The 15,499-nt window shown below is 42.8% G+C and carries 12 protein-coding genes; 5 read left to right on the top strand and 7 right to left on the bottom strand.

Annotated elements, in window-relative coordinates:
• The first annotated feature begins 5 nt into the window (after positions 1-5).
• On the top strand, positions 6-1,016 hold the full coding sequence (gene ruvB / locus AB6N04_RS07580) for a Holliday junction branch migration DNA helicase RuvB (RefSeq protein ID WP_369311277.1): 1,011 nt from the start codon (positions 6-8) through the stop codon (positions 1,014-1,016).
• 525 nt (positions 1,017-1,541) lie between these two features.
• Here the strand turns inward: ruvB and znuB are convergent.
• Positions 1,542-2,327, bottom strand: a complete 786-nt coding sequence (gene znuB / locus AB6N04_RS07575) for a zinc ABC transporter permease subunit ZnuB (RefSeq protein WP_369311276.1) — start codon at positions 2,325-2,327, stop codon at positions 1,542-1,544.
• Positions 2,320-3,087: a zinc ABC transporter ATP-binding protein ZnuC gene (gene znuC, locus AB6N04_RS07570; RefSeq protein ID WP_369311275.1), complete on the bottom strand. Its 768-nt coding sequence runs from the start codon at positions 3,085-3,087 to the stop codon at positions 2,320-2,322. The genes znuB and znuC overlap by 8 nt, the downstream gene beginning before the upstream one ends.
• A 76-nt stretch (positions 3,088-3,163) precedes the next feature.
• On the opposite strand from znuC, the gene znuA reads away from it, so the two are divergent.
• From znuA to lpxM, 3 genes are all read left to right on the top strand, one after another.
• A complete protein-coding gene (gene znuA, locus AB6N04_RS07565; protein ID WP_369311274.1) occupies positions 3,164-4,123 on the top strand; it encodes a zinc ABC transporter substrate-binding protein ZnuA in 960 nt (319 codons plus the stop codon).
• A gap of 20 nt (positions 4,124-4,143) precedes the next feature.
• Complete coding sequence (gene mepM, locus AB6N04_RS07560) at positions 4,144-5,484, top strand: murein DD-endopeptidase MepM (RefSeq protein WP_369311273.1); 1,341 nt, start codon at positions 4,144-4,146, stop codon at positions 5,482-5,484.
• A gap of 115 nt (positions 5,485-5,599) precedes the next feature.
• Positions 5,600-6,574, top strand: a complete 975-nt coding sequence (gene lpxM / locus AB6N04_RS07555) for a lauroyl-Kdo(2)-lipid IV(A) myristoyltransferase (RefSeq protein ID WP_369311272.1) — start codon at positions 5,600-5,602, stop codon at positions 6,572-6,574.
• A 143-nt stretch (positions 6,575-6,717) separates the two neighbouring features.
• On the opposite strand, the gene AB6N04_RS07550 is transcribed toward lpxM, so the two are convergent.
• The 4 genes from AB6N04_RS07550 to AB6N04_RS07535 form a co-directional block, all read right to left on the bottom strand.
• Positions 6,718-7,578: a substrate-binding domain-containing protein gene (locus tag AB6N04_RS07550; protein ID WP_369311271.1), complete on the bottom strand. Its 861-nt coding sequence runs from the start codon at positions 7,576-7,578 to the stop codon at positions 6,718-6,720.
• An 11-nt stretch (positions 7,579-7,589) separates the two neighbouring features.
• Positions 7,590-9,689 (bottom strand): TonB-dependent receptor, encoded by a 2,100-nt coding sequence (locus AB6N04_RS07545; RefSeq protein WP_369311270.1) that lies wholly within the window; start codon positions 9,687-9,689, stop codon positions 7,590-7,592.
• A gap of 215 nt (positions 9,690-9,904) precedes the next feature.
• The gene (gene pyk / locus AB6N04_RS07540; RefSeq protein WP_369311269.1) at positions 9,905-11,347 is read right to left on the bottom strand and encodes a pyruvate kinase; all 1,443 of its coding nucleotides are present in this window, start codon (positions 11,345-11,347) and stop codon (positions 9,905-9,907) included.
• A gap of 199 nt (positions 11,348-11,546) precedes the next feature.
• Complete coding sequence (locus AB6N04_RS07535) at positions 11,547-12,392, bottom strand: MurR/RpiR family transcriptional regulator (RefSeq protein ID WP_369311268.1); 846 nt, start codon at positions 12,390-12,392, stop codon at positions 11,547-11,549.
• 471 nt (positions 12,393-12,863) lie between these two features.
• Between AB6N04_RS07535 and zwf the strand changes: the two genes are divergently transcribed.
• Positions 12,864-14,339, top strand: coding sequence for a glucose-6-phosphate dehydrogenase (zwf, locus tag AB6N04_RS07530; RefSeq protein WP_369311267.1), 1,476 nt, complete (start codon positions 12,864-12,866; stop codon positions 14,337-14,339).
• Between the two features lie 77 nt (positions 14,340-14,416).
• Here zwf and pdxK read toward each other — a convergent pair whose 3' ends face one another.
• Complete coding sequence (gene pdxK, locus AB6N04_RS07525; RefSeq protein ID WP_369311266.1) at positions 14,417-15,265, bottom strand: pyridoxine/pyridoxal/pyridoxamine kinase; 849 nt, start codon at positions 15,263-15,265, stop codon at positions 14,417-14,419.
• Positions 15,266-15,499 lie beyond the last annotated feature (234 nt).

Below are 15,499 nucleotides of genomic sequence, written 5' to 3'. Positions count from 1 at the left end.
TACAGATGATTGAAGCAGACCGCCTAATTACCGCTGAAGTTTTACAGTCGGATGAAGAAGCCATTGATCGCGCGATCAGACCGAAACTGCTGAGCGAATATATTGGGCAGCCACAGGTTAAAGATCAAATGGAGATTTTTATCCAAGCAGCAAAAATGCGTGGTGACGCTCTCGACCATCTGCTGATTTTTGGTCCGCCAGGGCTCGGTAAAACAACATTAGCAGGGATTGTCGCCAACGAATTAGGCGTAAATTTGCGGACAACTTCTGGTCCAGTGCTGGAGAAAGCGGGGGATTTAGCTGCAATGCTAACCAATTTAGAGCCTCATGATGTGCTCTTTATTGATGAGATCCACCGTCTTTCACCTGTTGTTGAAGAAATTCTTTATCCCGCAATGGAAGATTACCAATTGGATATCATGATTGGTGAAGGACCGGCTGCGCGTTCAATCAAAATTGACCTCCCTCCATTTACCTTAATTGGGGCAACAACGCGGGCAGGATCCCTTACTTCACCACTGCGTGACCGCTTTGGGATCGTGCAGCGGCTCGAGTTTTATCAAGTGGCGGACTTACAGCATATTGTCAAACGCAGTGCCCAATATATGGGGCTCAACATTACGGAAGATGGCGCAATGCAAGTCGCGATGCGCTCTCGTGGCACACCACGTATTACTAATCGCTTATTACGTCGTGTACGCGATTTTGCCCAAGTGAAGGGGGATGGCTCTATTAATGGGCTTATTGCAAGCCAAGCGCTGGATATGCTGAATGTGGATGCGGCGGGGTTTGACTATTTAGACCGCAAGTTACTTGTGGCAATTATTGATAAATTTATGGGAGGACCTGTTGGTGTGGATAATTTAGCCGCCGCAATAGGTGAGGAGCGTGAAACAATCGAAGATGTTTTAGAGCCTTACTTAATCCAACAAGGTTTTATCCAGCGAACGCCGAGAGGGCGAATGGCAACGGCGCATGCGTATCATCATTTTGGGTTAACGCCCAAAGAGATCTAGCCGTTAACCCGTACTATAAAAAGTGAAGGGTTCGGTGCTATTAAGCCAAAGCTTAGCCATTATATCTGTATCCTCTCGCTGCGAGGAGTAGAATTAAACGAGCAGGCTCGATTGCTGAAATACAACTTAATTTAGTCCAAGCAAAAGAGTGAAACGCGCTTTAATCGAACCTGTAAGGCAGCGTCTAAGCATCATATTTTATTCAAATAAGCGTCAATCAGTTTTATTAACGCATTTATCAATTTTCGGGGTGTTTTATTGCCTTTGTTTGCATTAAAAACCAGCAGTGTGAAAGAGAAACATTGCCGTGTAATAGCAAGCAACTCATGATTGATTAATCTACTGTTTTAATCGTAATACCTATTGGGGTATAGGGGTAAGATATGTTTTGCTTTTACATCACTGGGTATCAGCTCAAATCTGAGTAGGGTAAAGTCCATTCGCGATTAAATCATTAAATAAAAAACGCCGCTGCTTAAAATCAACAACGGCGTGAAATAAACTTACCAGTTAACGTTACAATTATTAATTCTTTGCTTTAACCGTTAAGCTAAGCACAAATAGAATAGCAGAAACTAATACAACCGAAGGGCCAGCAGGCGTGTCATAAAACGCGGAGAAAGCCAAGCCGCCAGTAACAGAAATCATACCAATTAATATTGCAACAAATGCCATCTGTTCAGGGGTACGTGCAAAACGACGCGCAGTCGCTGCCGGAATAATCAGTAGTGACGTAATAATTAATGCACCAACAAACTTCATGGCAATACCAATGGTTAGTGCTGTCACTAACATTAATAATAAACGTAATCGTTGAATATTAATGCCATCCACAAAGGCAAGCTCAGGACTAACGGTAATGGATAAAAGCGCTCGCCAACGATAAAAAAGTAACCCGCAAACGACAACGACACCAATAAAGATTGTGATAATATCTTCATAACTAACGGAAAGCAGATCACCAAACAAATAAGCCATAAGGTCAACGCGGACGTTTGCCATTAAACTTACGACCACTAATCCTAGTGATAATGCGCTGTGAGCCATAATCCCCAGTAAGGTATCAACAGCCAGTTGAGGGCGTTTTTCTAGCCAAACTAAAATTAGAGCCAGTAAAAGGGTAACGGCAATAACAGCATAAAAAGGGTTAATATTCAGCAACAAGCCAAAGGCAACCCCTAATAAAGAGGCATGGGCTAAGGTATCGCCAAAATAGGACATACGACGCCAAACAACGAAAGAACCGAGTGGTCCCGCGGCGATGGCCAGTAACATACCGGCTATCCAACCCGGCAACAATAACTCAATCATGTTTGCAGTCCTTGCTGTGTTGGTGGGCAGTAATCACATTACCTTCTAAATCATGTTGGTGGTTATGTTGGTGGCGATATACTCCGAGCTGCTCTGCACCTCGGTGGCCAAACATCGCCACAAATTCTGGGTGGTTGGAGACCACATCAGGTGCCCCAGAGCAACAGATATGGCCATTAATACACAGTACCTTATCGGTTTTTGCCATGACTAAATGTAAGTCGTGGGAAACCATAAGTACGGCACAACCAAGCTCGGTTCTTAATTGGTTAATTAAATCATACAAAGCAACTTGCCCAGTAATATCAACGCCTTGGGCAGGCTCATCAAGAACAAGAAGGTCAGGCTTATTGAGTAACGCGCGAGCAAGTAAGACACGTTGAGTTTCACCGCCGGAAAGCTTTTGCATCGGCTGCTCTAGAAGATGGGTTGCATTGACCCGCTCAAGAGCGGGTAATAAATGTTCTTGCCGAACACCCAACTTGAGTAACATAAAACGCTTTACGGTCAAGGGGAGGGTAGTGTCTAAATGCAGTTTTTGCGGGACATAACCAATGGCAAGGGACGAGTCACGATAAATTGAGCCAGACGTTGGAGTAAGGAGCCCCAGAACAACCCGAACTATGGTTGATTTTCCTGCGCCATTTGGGCCCAAAAGCGTCACAATATCGCCTTTATTAAGTTCAAAGGAGACATCTTTGAGGACTTGTTTATCACCAAATGAAACAGCGATTTTATTTAAAGCGAGTAATGGTTGCATATGAAAAACATCTTGCAGAAAACATGTTGTGTTATATTATAACATTTCAAAATTAAAATCACGGAAAAAGACCGCTATGATACATAAATCAAAATACATTGCCCGCAAATTTCTTTTCGGGGCACTGGCAACCTCCGTTTTAAGTGCAACATTGGTATCTACATCAAGTGCAGATGTGGTAACATCAATTCGCCCATTGGCGTTTATTGCCTCGGGTATTGCTGATGGTGTGACAGACACACAAGTTTTACTGCCAGATGGCGCTTCACCCCATGATTATGCATTAAAGCCCTCTGATTTGAAAAAAATTAAACAAGCAGATTTATTTGTGTGGGTTGGACCTGATTTAGAAATGTTTTTACAGAAGCCTATCAATACGTTACCTCAGAATAAACGTCTGGCGCTCGCTGAGCAGGCAAACATCAAAGCATTGCTTATGGCAGAGTCTCACGAAGATGAAGATGACCACGAACATGCTGATGAAGCTAATCATGACGGGGATCACGAACATCATCATCATGGTGAGTATAATATGCACATCTGGTTATCCCCAGAAATTGCAAATTTCGCTGCACAGGACATTCATGATCGTTTAGTAGAGCTTTATCCTGACCAAAAAGATAAGCTAGACGTAAACCTTCGTAAATTCAGAGAAAATATGACGCAAAATGATCAAAAAATTGCTAATATTTTACAGCCAGCTAGAAACAAGGGCTATTTTGTTTTTCACGACGCTTACGGCTACTTTGAAAAACACTATCAACTCGCTCCTTTGGGGCATTTTACGATAAACCCAGAAATACAGCCTGGTGCGCAGAAATTACATCAAATACGAACACAACTGGTTGAGCATAAAGCACAATGTGTTTTTGCTGAGCCACAATTCAGGCCTGCTGTGATTGAAAGTGTAGCGCGAAATACGGGAGTCAAAATGGGGACTCTCGACCCACTCGGAATTGGGCTGGCTCTTGGACCAGATAGCTACATGCAGTTTTTGACTCAATTGTCGGAACAATACGCCAGCTGCCTGAATTAAAAATAGAAGGAATTGTTTAAGTGCAGCAAATGGCCAAAGGTCTGGCTCAGGTATATGGTAGCCTGTCTAGAACTCACAGAATCGTGTTAAGTACACTGACAGTTGCTACCGTGGCCGTCGCAATTTGGCGGCCAGTCCATGTTCCAACCACGTCTGAAAATGATGGTATGCCTGATACCATCATCCCCCTCGCGTTATTAACCCCAACGGATGCAACTGACGATATTATTCAAGACAGTAGTGACCAACTACCTGATGAAGGTGTTGCTGATACCGAAGCCGAAGCGGATGATGCAGGTGGAGAAACAACACCGTTAGCCCATGAATACGTTGTAGCAAGTGGTGATAATTTAACGTCGATTTTAACTCAGTTTGGTATTGACGCTGGGGATGTTGCGACACTCTCTAATCAACATAAGTCATTAAGAAACTTAAAAATTGGCCAAACGCTAAATTGGTCATTGACTGAGCATGGCGAGTTAGAATCGTTAACTTGGGAAGTCAATCGCCGTGAAACTCGGGTATTTAACCGTGTAGGCACAACAAATAAATTCGAAGAGGTTAAGCAAATTCGTACGGGCGAATGGACCAACAGTGTTTTAAAAGGCACCGTTGATGGTTCTTTTGCTCAAAGTACCAGCAAAGCGGGCTTAACGCGTAGCGAAGGTCGTGAAGTGATTAAAGCCTTACAATGGCAGGTTGATTTTCGTAAATTGAAAAAAGGCGATAAGTTTAGTGTATTGATGAGTCGTGAGATGCTTAATGGACGAAGTGAGCAAAGCCAGCTTATTGGGGTCCGTCTACAAACTAATGGTAAAAGTTATTATGCGTTTCGTGCAGAAGATGGCCGCTATTATGACAGTGAAGGTAATGGTTTAGAGCGCGGTTTCTTACGTTTTCCTACTGCTAAACAATTTAGAGTCTCCTCCCAATTTAATCCGCGTCGTGTCAACCCGGTGACGGGACGTGTTGCACCACATAAAGGTGTTGATTTTGCGATGCCAGTTGGCACCCCTGTTTTAGCTGTCGGTGACGGTGAAGTCATTGTGGCGAAATACAGTGGTGCGGCAGGGAATTTTATCGCCATTCGTCATGGTCGCCAATATACGACTCGATATATGCATTTACGCCAATTATTGGTTAAGCCGGGTCAGAAAGTTAAGCGTGGTGACCGCATTGCATTATCGGGGAATACAGGGCGTTCTACTGGGCCGCACTTGCATTTTGAAATGTGGGTCAATCAGCAAGCCGTCAACCCGTTGACAGCGAAATTACCAAGTTCAGGTGGGTTAACAGGGAAAGAGCGTAAAGAATACTTAGCGCTAGTCAAAGAAACTAAACCTCAACTGAAGTTGCAATAATTTTTTTCTTTTTTCATCAGTGGCAGGTACTTGTATCTGCCATTTTTTTTGAAATGCTTTCATTAATCATTATGCTAAGCTATAGAAAATTAGTCATTATTCACTTGAGTGCAGTATGAATAAAGATAGAGATACAGATAATAAAAAAGGCTATGTGCCGACATTTCATCGTTCATATCTATTGCCAAAATATTGGGGTGTTTGGTTGGGTGCGGCTGTATTTGCAGGGCTTGCCTATGTGCCCGTTAAAGTTCGCGATCCCATGTTGGCAAAGATAGGAAAATGGGTTGGTCGAATAGCAAAAAGCGCTCGTCGCCGTGCGAAAATTAACTTACTTTATTGTTTCCCTGAATATACCGAGGAACAAAGAGAAGATTTAGTTGACCGAATGTTTGAAACAGCACCACAATCTTTTGTCATGTTGGCGGAGTTGTGCTTACGAGGAGCAAATAAAACGTTATCGCGTACACATTGGCATAATGAAGAAATTATTCAGCGCTTAGCAGAACAGCAAGAAAATGTCATTTTTATGGTACCACATGGGTGGGCTGTGGATGCCCCTGCCATGCTGTTAGCTGCCAAAGGTCAGCAAATGGCGGCGATGTTCCACCATCAGAAGAACCCGGTTGCAGATTATTTGTGGAATAAAGCTCGCTACCATTTTGGCGGGCGTTTGCACTCTAGGGAAGCGGGAATTAAGCCGTTTATCGCGTCAGTTAGGCAAGGCTATTGGGGGTTTTATCTTCCAGACCAAGATCATGGTGAGGAACACAGTGAGTTTGTCGATTTCTTTGCAACTTACAAAGCAACGCTCCCAGCGATTGGGCGTTTGATGAAAGTATGCAAAGCCAAAATTGTGCCACTATTTCCTGTATATGATCATAAAACACACCAGTTACACATTTATATTCGTCAGCCAATGGATGATATTGATGGAAAAGATGACGAATATATTGCTCGTAGGATGAATGAAGAGCTTGAATACCTCGTCTCACCAAACCTAGAGCAATACACATGGATTTTAAAGTTATTGAAAACCCGCAAAGAAGGGGAGATAGAGCCTTACCAACGTAAGGATCTGTATCGATAATTCGATATATAAGTTGCAATTGAGACCATTACGTTAAGGTGGTGGTTTTTCGGGCTAAACAGTGATGTTTACGCAAAATGGCAACGAAAGTCAGTGTGTGGGTGTGATAAAGGCAGCAAATGATAGCTGCCTTTATATCTCATTTAGTTATTTGCCACATCATAAGGCCACACAGGGTAGAATAGCGGTCTGCCATCTTTCACAACACCATCATAGTGTGCTAAAAAAGTTTGAATTTTTTCACTTAATAAAAAATCTGCAAGGGCTTTTGCCCCATGGTAATTCACATTAGGGTGACGTATTGGATTGGTTTCCATGACAATATACGGTCTACGCATTAATGGGTCTTGGTCGACAAGAATGGCCATTTTATCGGTAGCCTGCCATTTTCCAACATAGACAGGCATGCGTCCGGTAATAATGTACGCATTACGATCAGCTACTTGTTGTAGTAAATCACGTCCACCACGTAAATCATCTTTTAACACCCAATCACCAACAGGTTTAATACCTGCTTTGCGCCACAAATTGTGTGCCATTTCACGCGGGCCGATACCTTGAAAGTCTATCCATGCTGATTGAGTATGGGCTATTTTGGCTAAAGCTGCAGCACCATCTTTCATGCCTCTGATCCCAGCTGGATCGGAACTTGGTCCCCAAATAACCAGATCGTTACGCGTCCATGGGCGCATGTTGATCCCATGACCATCAGCAACTAAATCGGTCGTAATATCACCTGAGTGCATAGTGAGTAAATCAACCTGACCAAGCACCATCGCTTCTTTAAGTTCAGGCCGTTCACCGGACACCACGACTTCAACATGGTAACCCGTTTCGTTTTCAAAACGCTGCGCTATTTCACGCCATAAATCAGCGTAAACCATTCCACCGATCACTGCGACACGAACTGTTTTATTATTTACTGCTTGAGCAATGCTGTTTAATGGCGATAGAAATAGGAACAAAAACAGCAACAATAGGGGGTATTGAATTTTTCTTAACATGAGCATTTCCATTAAAATTCAGTTTTGACTTGGAAAAACCATTCTCTGCCTGGTCGTGGGAAGTACAGAGCTTGTTCGTAATCTTTATCAAAGAGATTTTTGACCGTAATTTGCCAAGTTACAGGTTTCCACGGTGAAATACCGGATAAGCTGAAATCCACTAATTGGTAGTTATCTAACTTGACGGGAGTTTGTGTTTTGCCTTGGTATTGTACGCTATCCCAAAATGATTGGGCTTGGACAGAGGCATGCATATTGAGTGGTAAATCCGCATTTAATCCTATGAAAGCACTGTGTTTGGGACGGCCTTGCAATGCAGATTTTGAGTTATCATTCCCTTTATTTTGCGCTTTTAACCAAGAATAGCCAAAGTTCAAATCAATACCTTCAGTGATGAAATAGCTCACCTCCGTTTCCATCCCTTGAAAGCGGTAGTGGTCAAAGTTTTCGTAACGTTCACCCGATGGGGTGGTCGCTTTCTCTATATAGTCATAGATATCACTGGAATATAAACTTAAGTGAAATTGCAAATCGGTTAAGATCAGCTGTTCTAGACCAATTTCATAGTAATTGGCGGTCTCAGGTTTTAAGGATGAATAGCCAAACTCCGTTTCGTATAATTGTCGCAGATCAGGATAACGGACACGATGTGATGCTGAGCTGTATAATCGTGTGTTTTCAGTTGGATACCAAAAAGCCGAAATTTGCCCTGCATAATCAACACTTTTAGCAGGGTTATTATGATATAGGCCACCGCCAACGGCTATCCCACTCGTGTTTACGGGCTGATATTGATATTCCATAACCCATTCTTGCTGATCAATTGTACGGCGTTGGTTTTCTGTACCGCATTCGCCATTACAGCGCCAACTGTCTTGAAAAATACGTACTCCATTGGTAACAGTATGACTTTCTTGTGAATACACCCACTGCAAATTACCACCATAACTTTGGCTAACAGTATGTTGATCTTCAGAAAACCTGTTATGTTTATAATGGGTATCTCGGGCTTCTCGTGAGTACCACGTATAACCACGTAATGTGTTGGTATCGGTTAATTGTGTATCAAATGTGGTTTGAATATCATAATGTTCAGAAGGGTGAACACGCTGATATTTATCACTTTGTTTAGCAGTATTATTGGTTGCGGTTGGGGTTTTACTTACCACTTTACTTCCAGTGTTTTTCCCACCGCTATTGCCGTTTCCATTACCGTTTCCATTACCGTTTCCACTGCCGTTTCCACTGCCGTTTCCACTGCCGTTTCCACTGCCGTTTCCACTGCCGTTTCCACTGCCGTTTCCACTGCCGTTTCCACTGCCATTTCCACTGCCGTTACCGCCACGATTTAATTTATCTGGGACACCCCAAGTGTCACGATGGTAATTGATATTAAGCCCAAGCTGAGTGAGTTCAGTCGCTTGCCAACTTAACGATGTAGATATTGAATGGCTTTTATTATCACTATTTTCTCTTAATCCTTTTCCTTGTTGGCTGGTGGGCTCAAAGTGGCTAGACATAGGGAAACCATTACGGCTATCTAAAACGTAACTAGCTCTATATCCAAAGCTCTCTGTTACACCTGAGGTACTTCCACTTAAATTATAATGTTCACCATTACCTGCACCTAACGATCCTCTAGTTTTGGGGATGTATTGCCCATGGGTAATCACATTGATCACACCGCCAAAACCGCCTGCGCCATACAACAAGGAACCAGCTCCACCCTTGACAATATCAACTCGTTCAATTTGTTCTATTGGGATCAACTGAGGGTCAAACTGACTGTTCCACGCATTATTTTGCGGGACACCATTAATTAAGAATGTGATATGGCGTGATTTATATCCACGAATATCTAATTGTGGAACACCTTGACCACCATAACGTAGCTGAATGCCAGGGGTATTTTGCAAAACATCCGCTAAGTTTAAGCTACCTTGTGACTCCATCATTTCCTTATTGATAGATATTGATGAGGAGGTCATTGCTTGTTGGTTTGGCATAGTAGAATTAACTACGATGACATCAGACACGTTAGACACGTTACCTAAAGATGCCATCGAAAAAGGTGAAAAAATAAGTAACGCTAATGAAGACCGACGATGCATTGCCATGTTTCCTTTATTGTTTTAATAGTAAAAATTGTTGTCATTACAGCGAAAATTAAGGAAGAAGCAGATGATACCGATCAATGCATCGTTGTATAAGCTTTAATATATCGAAAAACAGCAAAATAGTATGATTTCAATGTGACCTAAGGGGGAAATATGAAACTAACGAAAGGGTGAGATCCCCCCGCGGATTGAACGGGGGGAGGGAGAGGTTATTCGACTTCTAAAATACGGCAGGTGTTAGTACTGCCCACTGTGCCCATCAGGTCACCTTGGGTCACAAGGACAATATCACCACTCATTAAATAGCCGTTATCACGTAAGCGTGCGACAGCTTCAGCTGCCGCTTGAATGCCATCTGTGTGCGTGCTACAGAAAACAGGGGTAACACCACGATACAGTGAACATTGATTCAATGTTTTTTCGTGGCGAGACATAGCAAAAATAGGTAAGCCAGAGCTGATGCGGGACATCATACGGGCGGTACGACCTGACTCTGTCATCGCGATAATCGCTTTAACGCCTTTTAGATGGTTGGCGGCGTACATGGTTGACATCGCAATCGCTTCTTCGGGGCTGCTAAACTCAGCATCTAAACGGTGCTTAGACACGTTTAACCCTGGCATTTTTTCTGCGCCAAAACAGACTTGTGCCATTGCAGCAACCGTTTCTGCTGGGTATTGGCCTGCGGCTGTTTCTGCGGATAACATTACAGCATCAGTCCCATCTAACACCGCGTTTGCTACATCCATCACTTCTGCACGAGTCGGCATTGGGTTAGTTATCATTGATTCCATCATTTGGGTTGCAGTGATAACCACACGGTTTAATTGACGTGAACGGCGGATCAATTTTTTCTGGACAGCAACGAGTTCAGGATCACCAATTTCAACACCTAAGTCACCACGAGCTACCATGACGACGTCAGAGGCAAGAATAACCTCATCCATCACTTGGTCGTTTGCTACGGCTTCAGCACGCTCAACTTTTGCGACGATTTGGCACTCACAACCGGCGTCGCGCGCTAATCGACGTGCATAATCTAAATCTTCACCGGAGCGCGGGAAGGAAACTGCAAGATAGTCGACATTGATTTTCGCCGCAGTTTTGATGTCCTCTTTGTCTTTGTCGGTTAACGCTTCAGCGGAAAGACCACCGCCTAACTTGTTAATCCCTTTGTTATTCGATAACTGACCGCCAACAGTGACTTCAGTAAAAACTTGCAAACCTTGGACTTCACGCACTTTTAATTGAACGCGTCCATCGTCTAACAACAGGATATCACCAGGAACGACATCAGCAGGTAACCCTTTATAGTCGATACCGACTTTTTGTTGGTCACCTTCACCTTTACCTAAGTTGGCATCAAGGATGAATTTATCGCCGATATTTAAGAAAACTTTACCGTCTTTAAACGTAGAAACACGAATTTTGGGACCTTGTAAATCACCGAGGATCGCCACATGACGACCTAAACGAGCGGCAATTTCACGTACTTTATTAGCACGTAATTGATGGTCTTCTGGAGTTCCGTGGGAGAAGTTAAGGCGAACAACGTTGGCCCCTGCATTAATAATTTTTTCAAGGTTATTATCGCGATCGGTAGCGGGACCAAGGGTTGTAACAATTTTAGTTCTTCTAAGCCGTCTAGACATGTATTACTCCGTTGACCTGTAATGGCGTTGATAAAAGGGTGAAACCATTTCACCCCATTTCGAAACCTGTTTACTGCAAATAGGGATGCTGACACGAGCACAGCTATTATATACTGCGAATTTCTTAATGCTATCAGGTCTGTAAAACTATTAAAGCCCAATAAGCATAGAAAGACATTTTATCCTGTCAGTTTTAGCTTTAGATGTTATCAAACCGCGAATCGCGTAAGGCTTCTTTGACGCGCTTCAAGTTATCCCTAAATTTTTCACCTCTTCTTAACGTAAACCCAGTTGTTAACACATCAATAACAGCAAGTTGTGCCATACGAGAGACCATGGGCATATACATGTCAGTATCTTCAGGGACATCAATAATAATCGATAAGGAAACGGCTTGCGCCAGTGGGGAGTTTTCTGAGGTAATAGCAATAACGGTGGCATCATTTTGCCGAGCCAGTTGCGCCATATCAACAAGGGCTTTGGTTCTTCCAGTATGGGAAATTAACACAATCACATCCCCTTCAGTACTATTCATGCAACTCATGCGTTGCATGACAATATCATCAAAATACATGACAGGAATATTAAAGCGGAAGAACTTATTCATCGCATCATGAGCCACAGCGGCCGACGCACCAAACCCAAAGAAACTGATCTTTCGTGCTTGGGTAAGCAAGTCAACAGCACGGTTAATGACACTGATGTCTAGCGTGTGTTTCACATGATCAAGACCCGCCATTGCAGACTCAAAAATTTTGTGTGTATAAGTGTTTACAGAATCTGTTTCGTCGATATGACGATTTACATAGGGTGTACCATTGGCGAGGTTTTGGGCAAGGCGCAGTTTGAAATCAGGAAAGCCTTTGGTATCCATTTTGCGGCAAAACCGGTTAACCGTCGGTTCACTCACATCCGCTAATTGGGCTAAGGCTGCGATACTCAGATGAATGGCGCTCTGTGGCATCCCTAAAATCACTTCAGCCACTTTTTTCTCCGATTTACTTAAAAAATCGAGGCTGGTCTTCATTTGTTCTAAAATATTCATATCGCAAAAGCGCCTATTTCATCAAAAGGAGAAATTTTTCTACCATCACGCTATGTTATGTTTCGTTATAAGCTTTTTGTCGTGTGGCATTCATATAGAGTGAAAATATACTAAGTATGATAAGTAGGCTATCTGAATGCAGATGATAAATGGCAGCTTTTTTGTGAAACTTTGAAGCGTATCTAATTTTCATCTCAGTAAGTTGGCGACTTTTTTTGTCATTTAATTACTAAAGCTGGCTCCTTTCAGTTTTCGAGTAGGTTTTATTGCAGGGATAGCATAAAGTATATAACGGTAACAAAGAACAATGATATGCTGCTTTTTTCAGCATAAAAACTGTGATCAGTGTCATGGAGATTTACTGAGCACTAGCAACAGGGTACATTAGCGGAATTAGGGCTAATTTTAACAAAATTACAATAGGACCTACCCTAGTTAGGTCGTAGATTCCGCAAATTGAGGAGAACCAATATGGCGGTACATAATGCTGCTCAAGCTTGTGACTTAATCATTTTCGGCACCAAGGGTGACCTTGCGCGTCGTAAATTGCTTCCTTCTTTATATCAATTAGAAAAAGCAGGTTACATCCATCCTGATACCCGAATTATCGGTGTAGGTCGTGCAGACTGGACGCAAGCTGATTATGTCGAATTTGTTAAAGAAGCGTTAAATAAATTCTTAAAAGAAGAACTCGATTCAGCATTGTGGGAAAAACTCAGTGCCCGTTTGGATTTCTGTAATTTAGACGTCAATGAAACCGAAAGTTTTGTTCGTTTAGCGGATATGCTAAAACAAGACTCGCAACCTGCTATCCATTATTTTGCCATGCCACCAAGCACGTTTGGCGCAATGTGCCAAGGTCTTGGTCATGCAAAATTAAACAAAAAACCAAACCGTGTCGTGATGGAAAAACCTTTAGGCACCGATTTGGCATCATCCCAAGAGATCAATAATGAAGTGGCTAAATATTTTGATGAAAGCCAAGTTTATCGTATTGACCACTATCTGGGTAAAGAGACGGTTTTAAACCTGTTAGCCCTGCGTTTTGCAAACTCGTTATTTATTAATAACTGGGATAATCGAACAATTGACCACGTGCAGATTACTGTTGCTGAAGAGGTTGGAATTGAAGGTCGCTGGGGATATTTCGATCAAGCAGGTCAAATGCGCGATATGGTTCAAAACCACTTACTGCAAATCCTGACGATGATCGCGATGTCACCACCGGCAGATTTAACCACTGACCGTATTCGTGACGAAAAAGTAAAAGTGCTGCGTTCGTTACGTCGTATTGACCATACTAATGTGCGCGAAAAAGCAGTGCGGGGGCAATATACATCAGGTTTTGTTCAAGGTAAAAAAGTGCCTGGCTACCTCGAAGAAGAGGGGGCGAACAAGCAAAGTATGACTGAGTCATTTGTTGCACTGCGCGTGGATATCGACGATTGGCGCTGGGCTGGTGTACCTTTCTATTTACGTACGGGTAAACGCTTGCCGGCGAAATGTTCTGAAGTGGTGGTGTATTTTAAAAAGCCGGCTCTGAATATTTTCTCAGAAAGCTACCAAGATTTACCACAAAACAAATTGACCATCCGTTTACAGCCAGATGAAGGGATTGATATCGAAATTATGAACAAGGCACCAGGGCTTGATCATAAACACCGCTTACAAACCACTAAACTGGATTTAAGTTTCTCTGAAACCTTTAACCAAACTCATTTGGCTGATGCCTATGAGCGTTTGTTGCTTGAGGCTATGCGCGGTATTCAAGCGTTATTCGTGCGTCGTGATGAAGTTGAGGAAGCATGGAAATTTGTTGATTCGATCATGGACGCATGGGCGATGGATAATGATGCACCAAAACCATACCAAGCAGGCACATGGGGACCAATTGCCTCTGTAGCAATGATTGCCCGTGATGGTCGTTCATGGAACGAATTTGAATAATAACAATAACCGATAATTAGCTCATTGTATAAAAGCCAAACGCAATGTTTGGCTTTTGTATGAAACTTTGAGATAGGTTAAATGACTAATTCGCTGCGACCAGTTGCGGCCATATGAATAATCCCTTGCTCGATACGTAAACACGCCATTTTAGCGGCGTCAGGCACGGATAAGCCTGCAAGCAGTTGTGCTGTGAGTTCTGCCCCAAATAAATCACCGGTTCCTTTTGGCGTGACAGGGTAACGTTTATGCCGGATCACCGCGACATCGTCTTTCGTTACGCATACGACTTCAATATTATCGTCATCAGGCTGGAAAGCACTGGTAATAATCACCCATTGCGTATGGCCGTTTAATAAGCGGCGAGCGGCGGTAATCGCTTCATTTAGATTATTAACTTGTTGCCCACTTAAAGTTATCAACTCAAATTTGTTTGGAATAATTCCGGTTGCCAATGGGATCACTTTGTCACGATAGACATCCGCAATTTCCGGTGGAATGTAAAAACCGCTATCTTCATCCCCCATCACAGGGTCAACAATAACGGGGAGTGTAGGAAACCGTTCACGCACTTTTGTAAGCCAATCAGCAAGATCGCGAGCTTTATCTGGTGATCCCAAATAACCCGTTAAAATAGACCTAACGGAATCTAAGCTGCCACGCTCAACAAAGCCGTTTAAATAGCCACGGAACCATTCGCCGGGTAATTCCCCCCCATAACATGTTGGATAATGAGGGGTATTACTTAATACCACAGTAGGAATTGCGGCGACTCGTAAGCCTTGCTTAGTGAGTGCTGGGACAGCAATACTGTTTCCTACGCTACCGTAAATTACTTGGGATTGAATGGATACGACATCATAGGGGAGTGGCGTTGCATCTGCGGCATTTTGAAAGCTATTGGAGGTTAGGCTAAAGGTGTTCATGTCTCTCTCTTTGGGAAAAATCAATCATATGGCTACTATAAGAAGCTTGTTCATCTGGCTTGTCAATGTGAAAGATCAAACAGCGCACGCGTTGAGTTGGTATAGGTAAAAAAAGGGTAAAAATAATTTTTTTTATTGAAAAATACTAAAAAGGAAATGGCGAAATTACGGTTGATTATTCGCTTGAGGCTTGGTGGTTTTAGGGTTGGTTAGCATATTAATGAATAAATATGC

The organism is Providencia rettgeri (genome assembly GCF_041075285.1).
Taxonomy (GTDB): domain Bacteria; phylum Pseudomonadota; class Gammaproteobacteria; order Enterobacterales; family Enterobacteriaceae; genus Providencia; species Providencia rettgeri_G.
The sequence above is the reverse complement of the archived record's forward strand: the minus strand, read 5'-3'. Positions and strand labels throughout refer to the sequence as shown.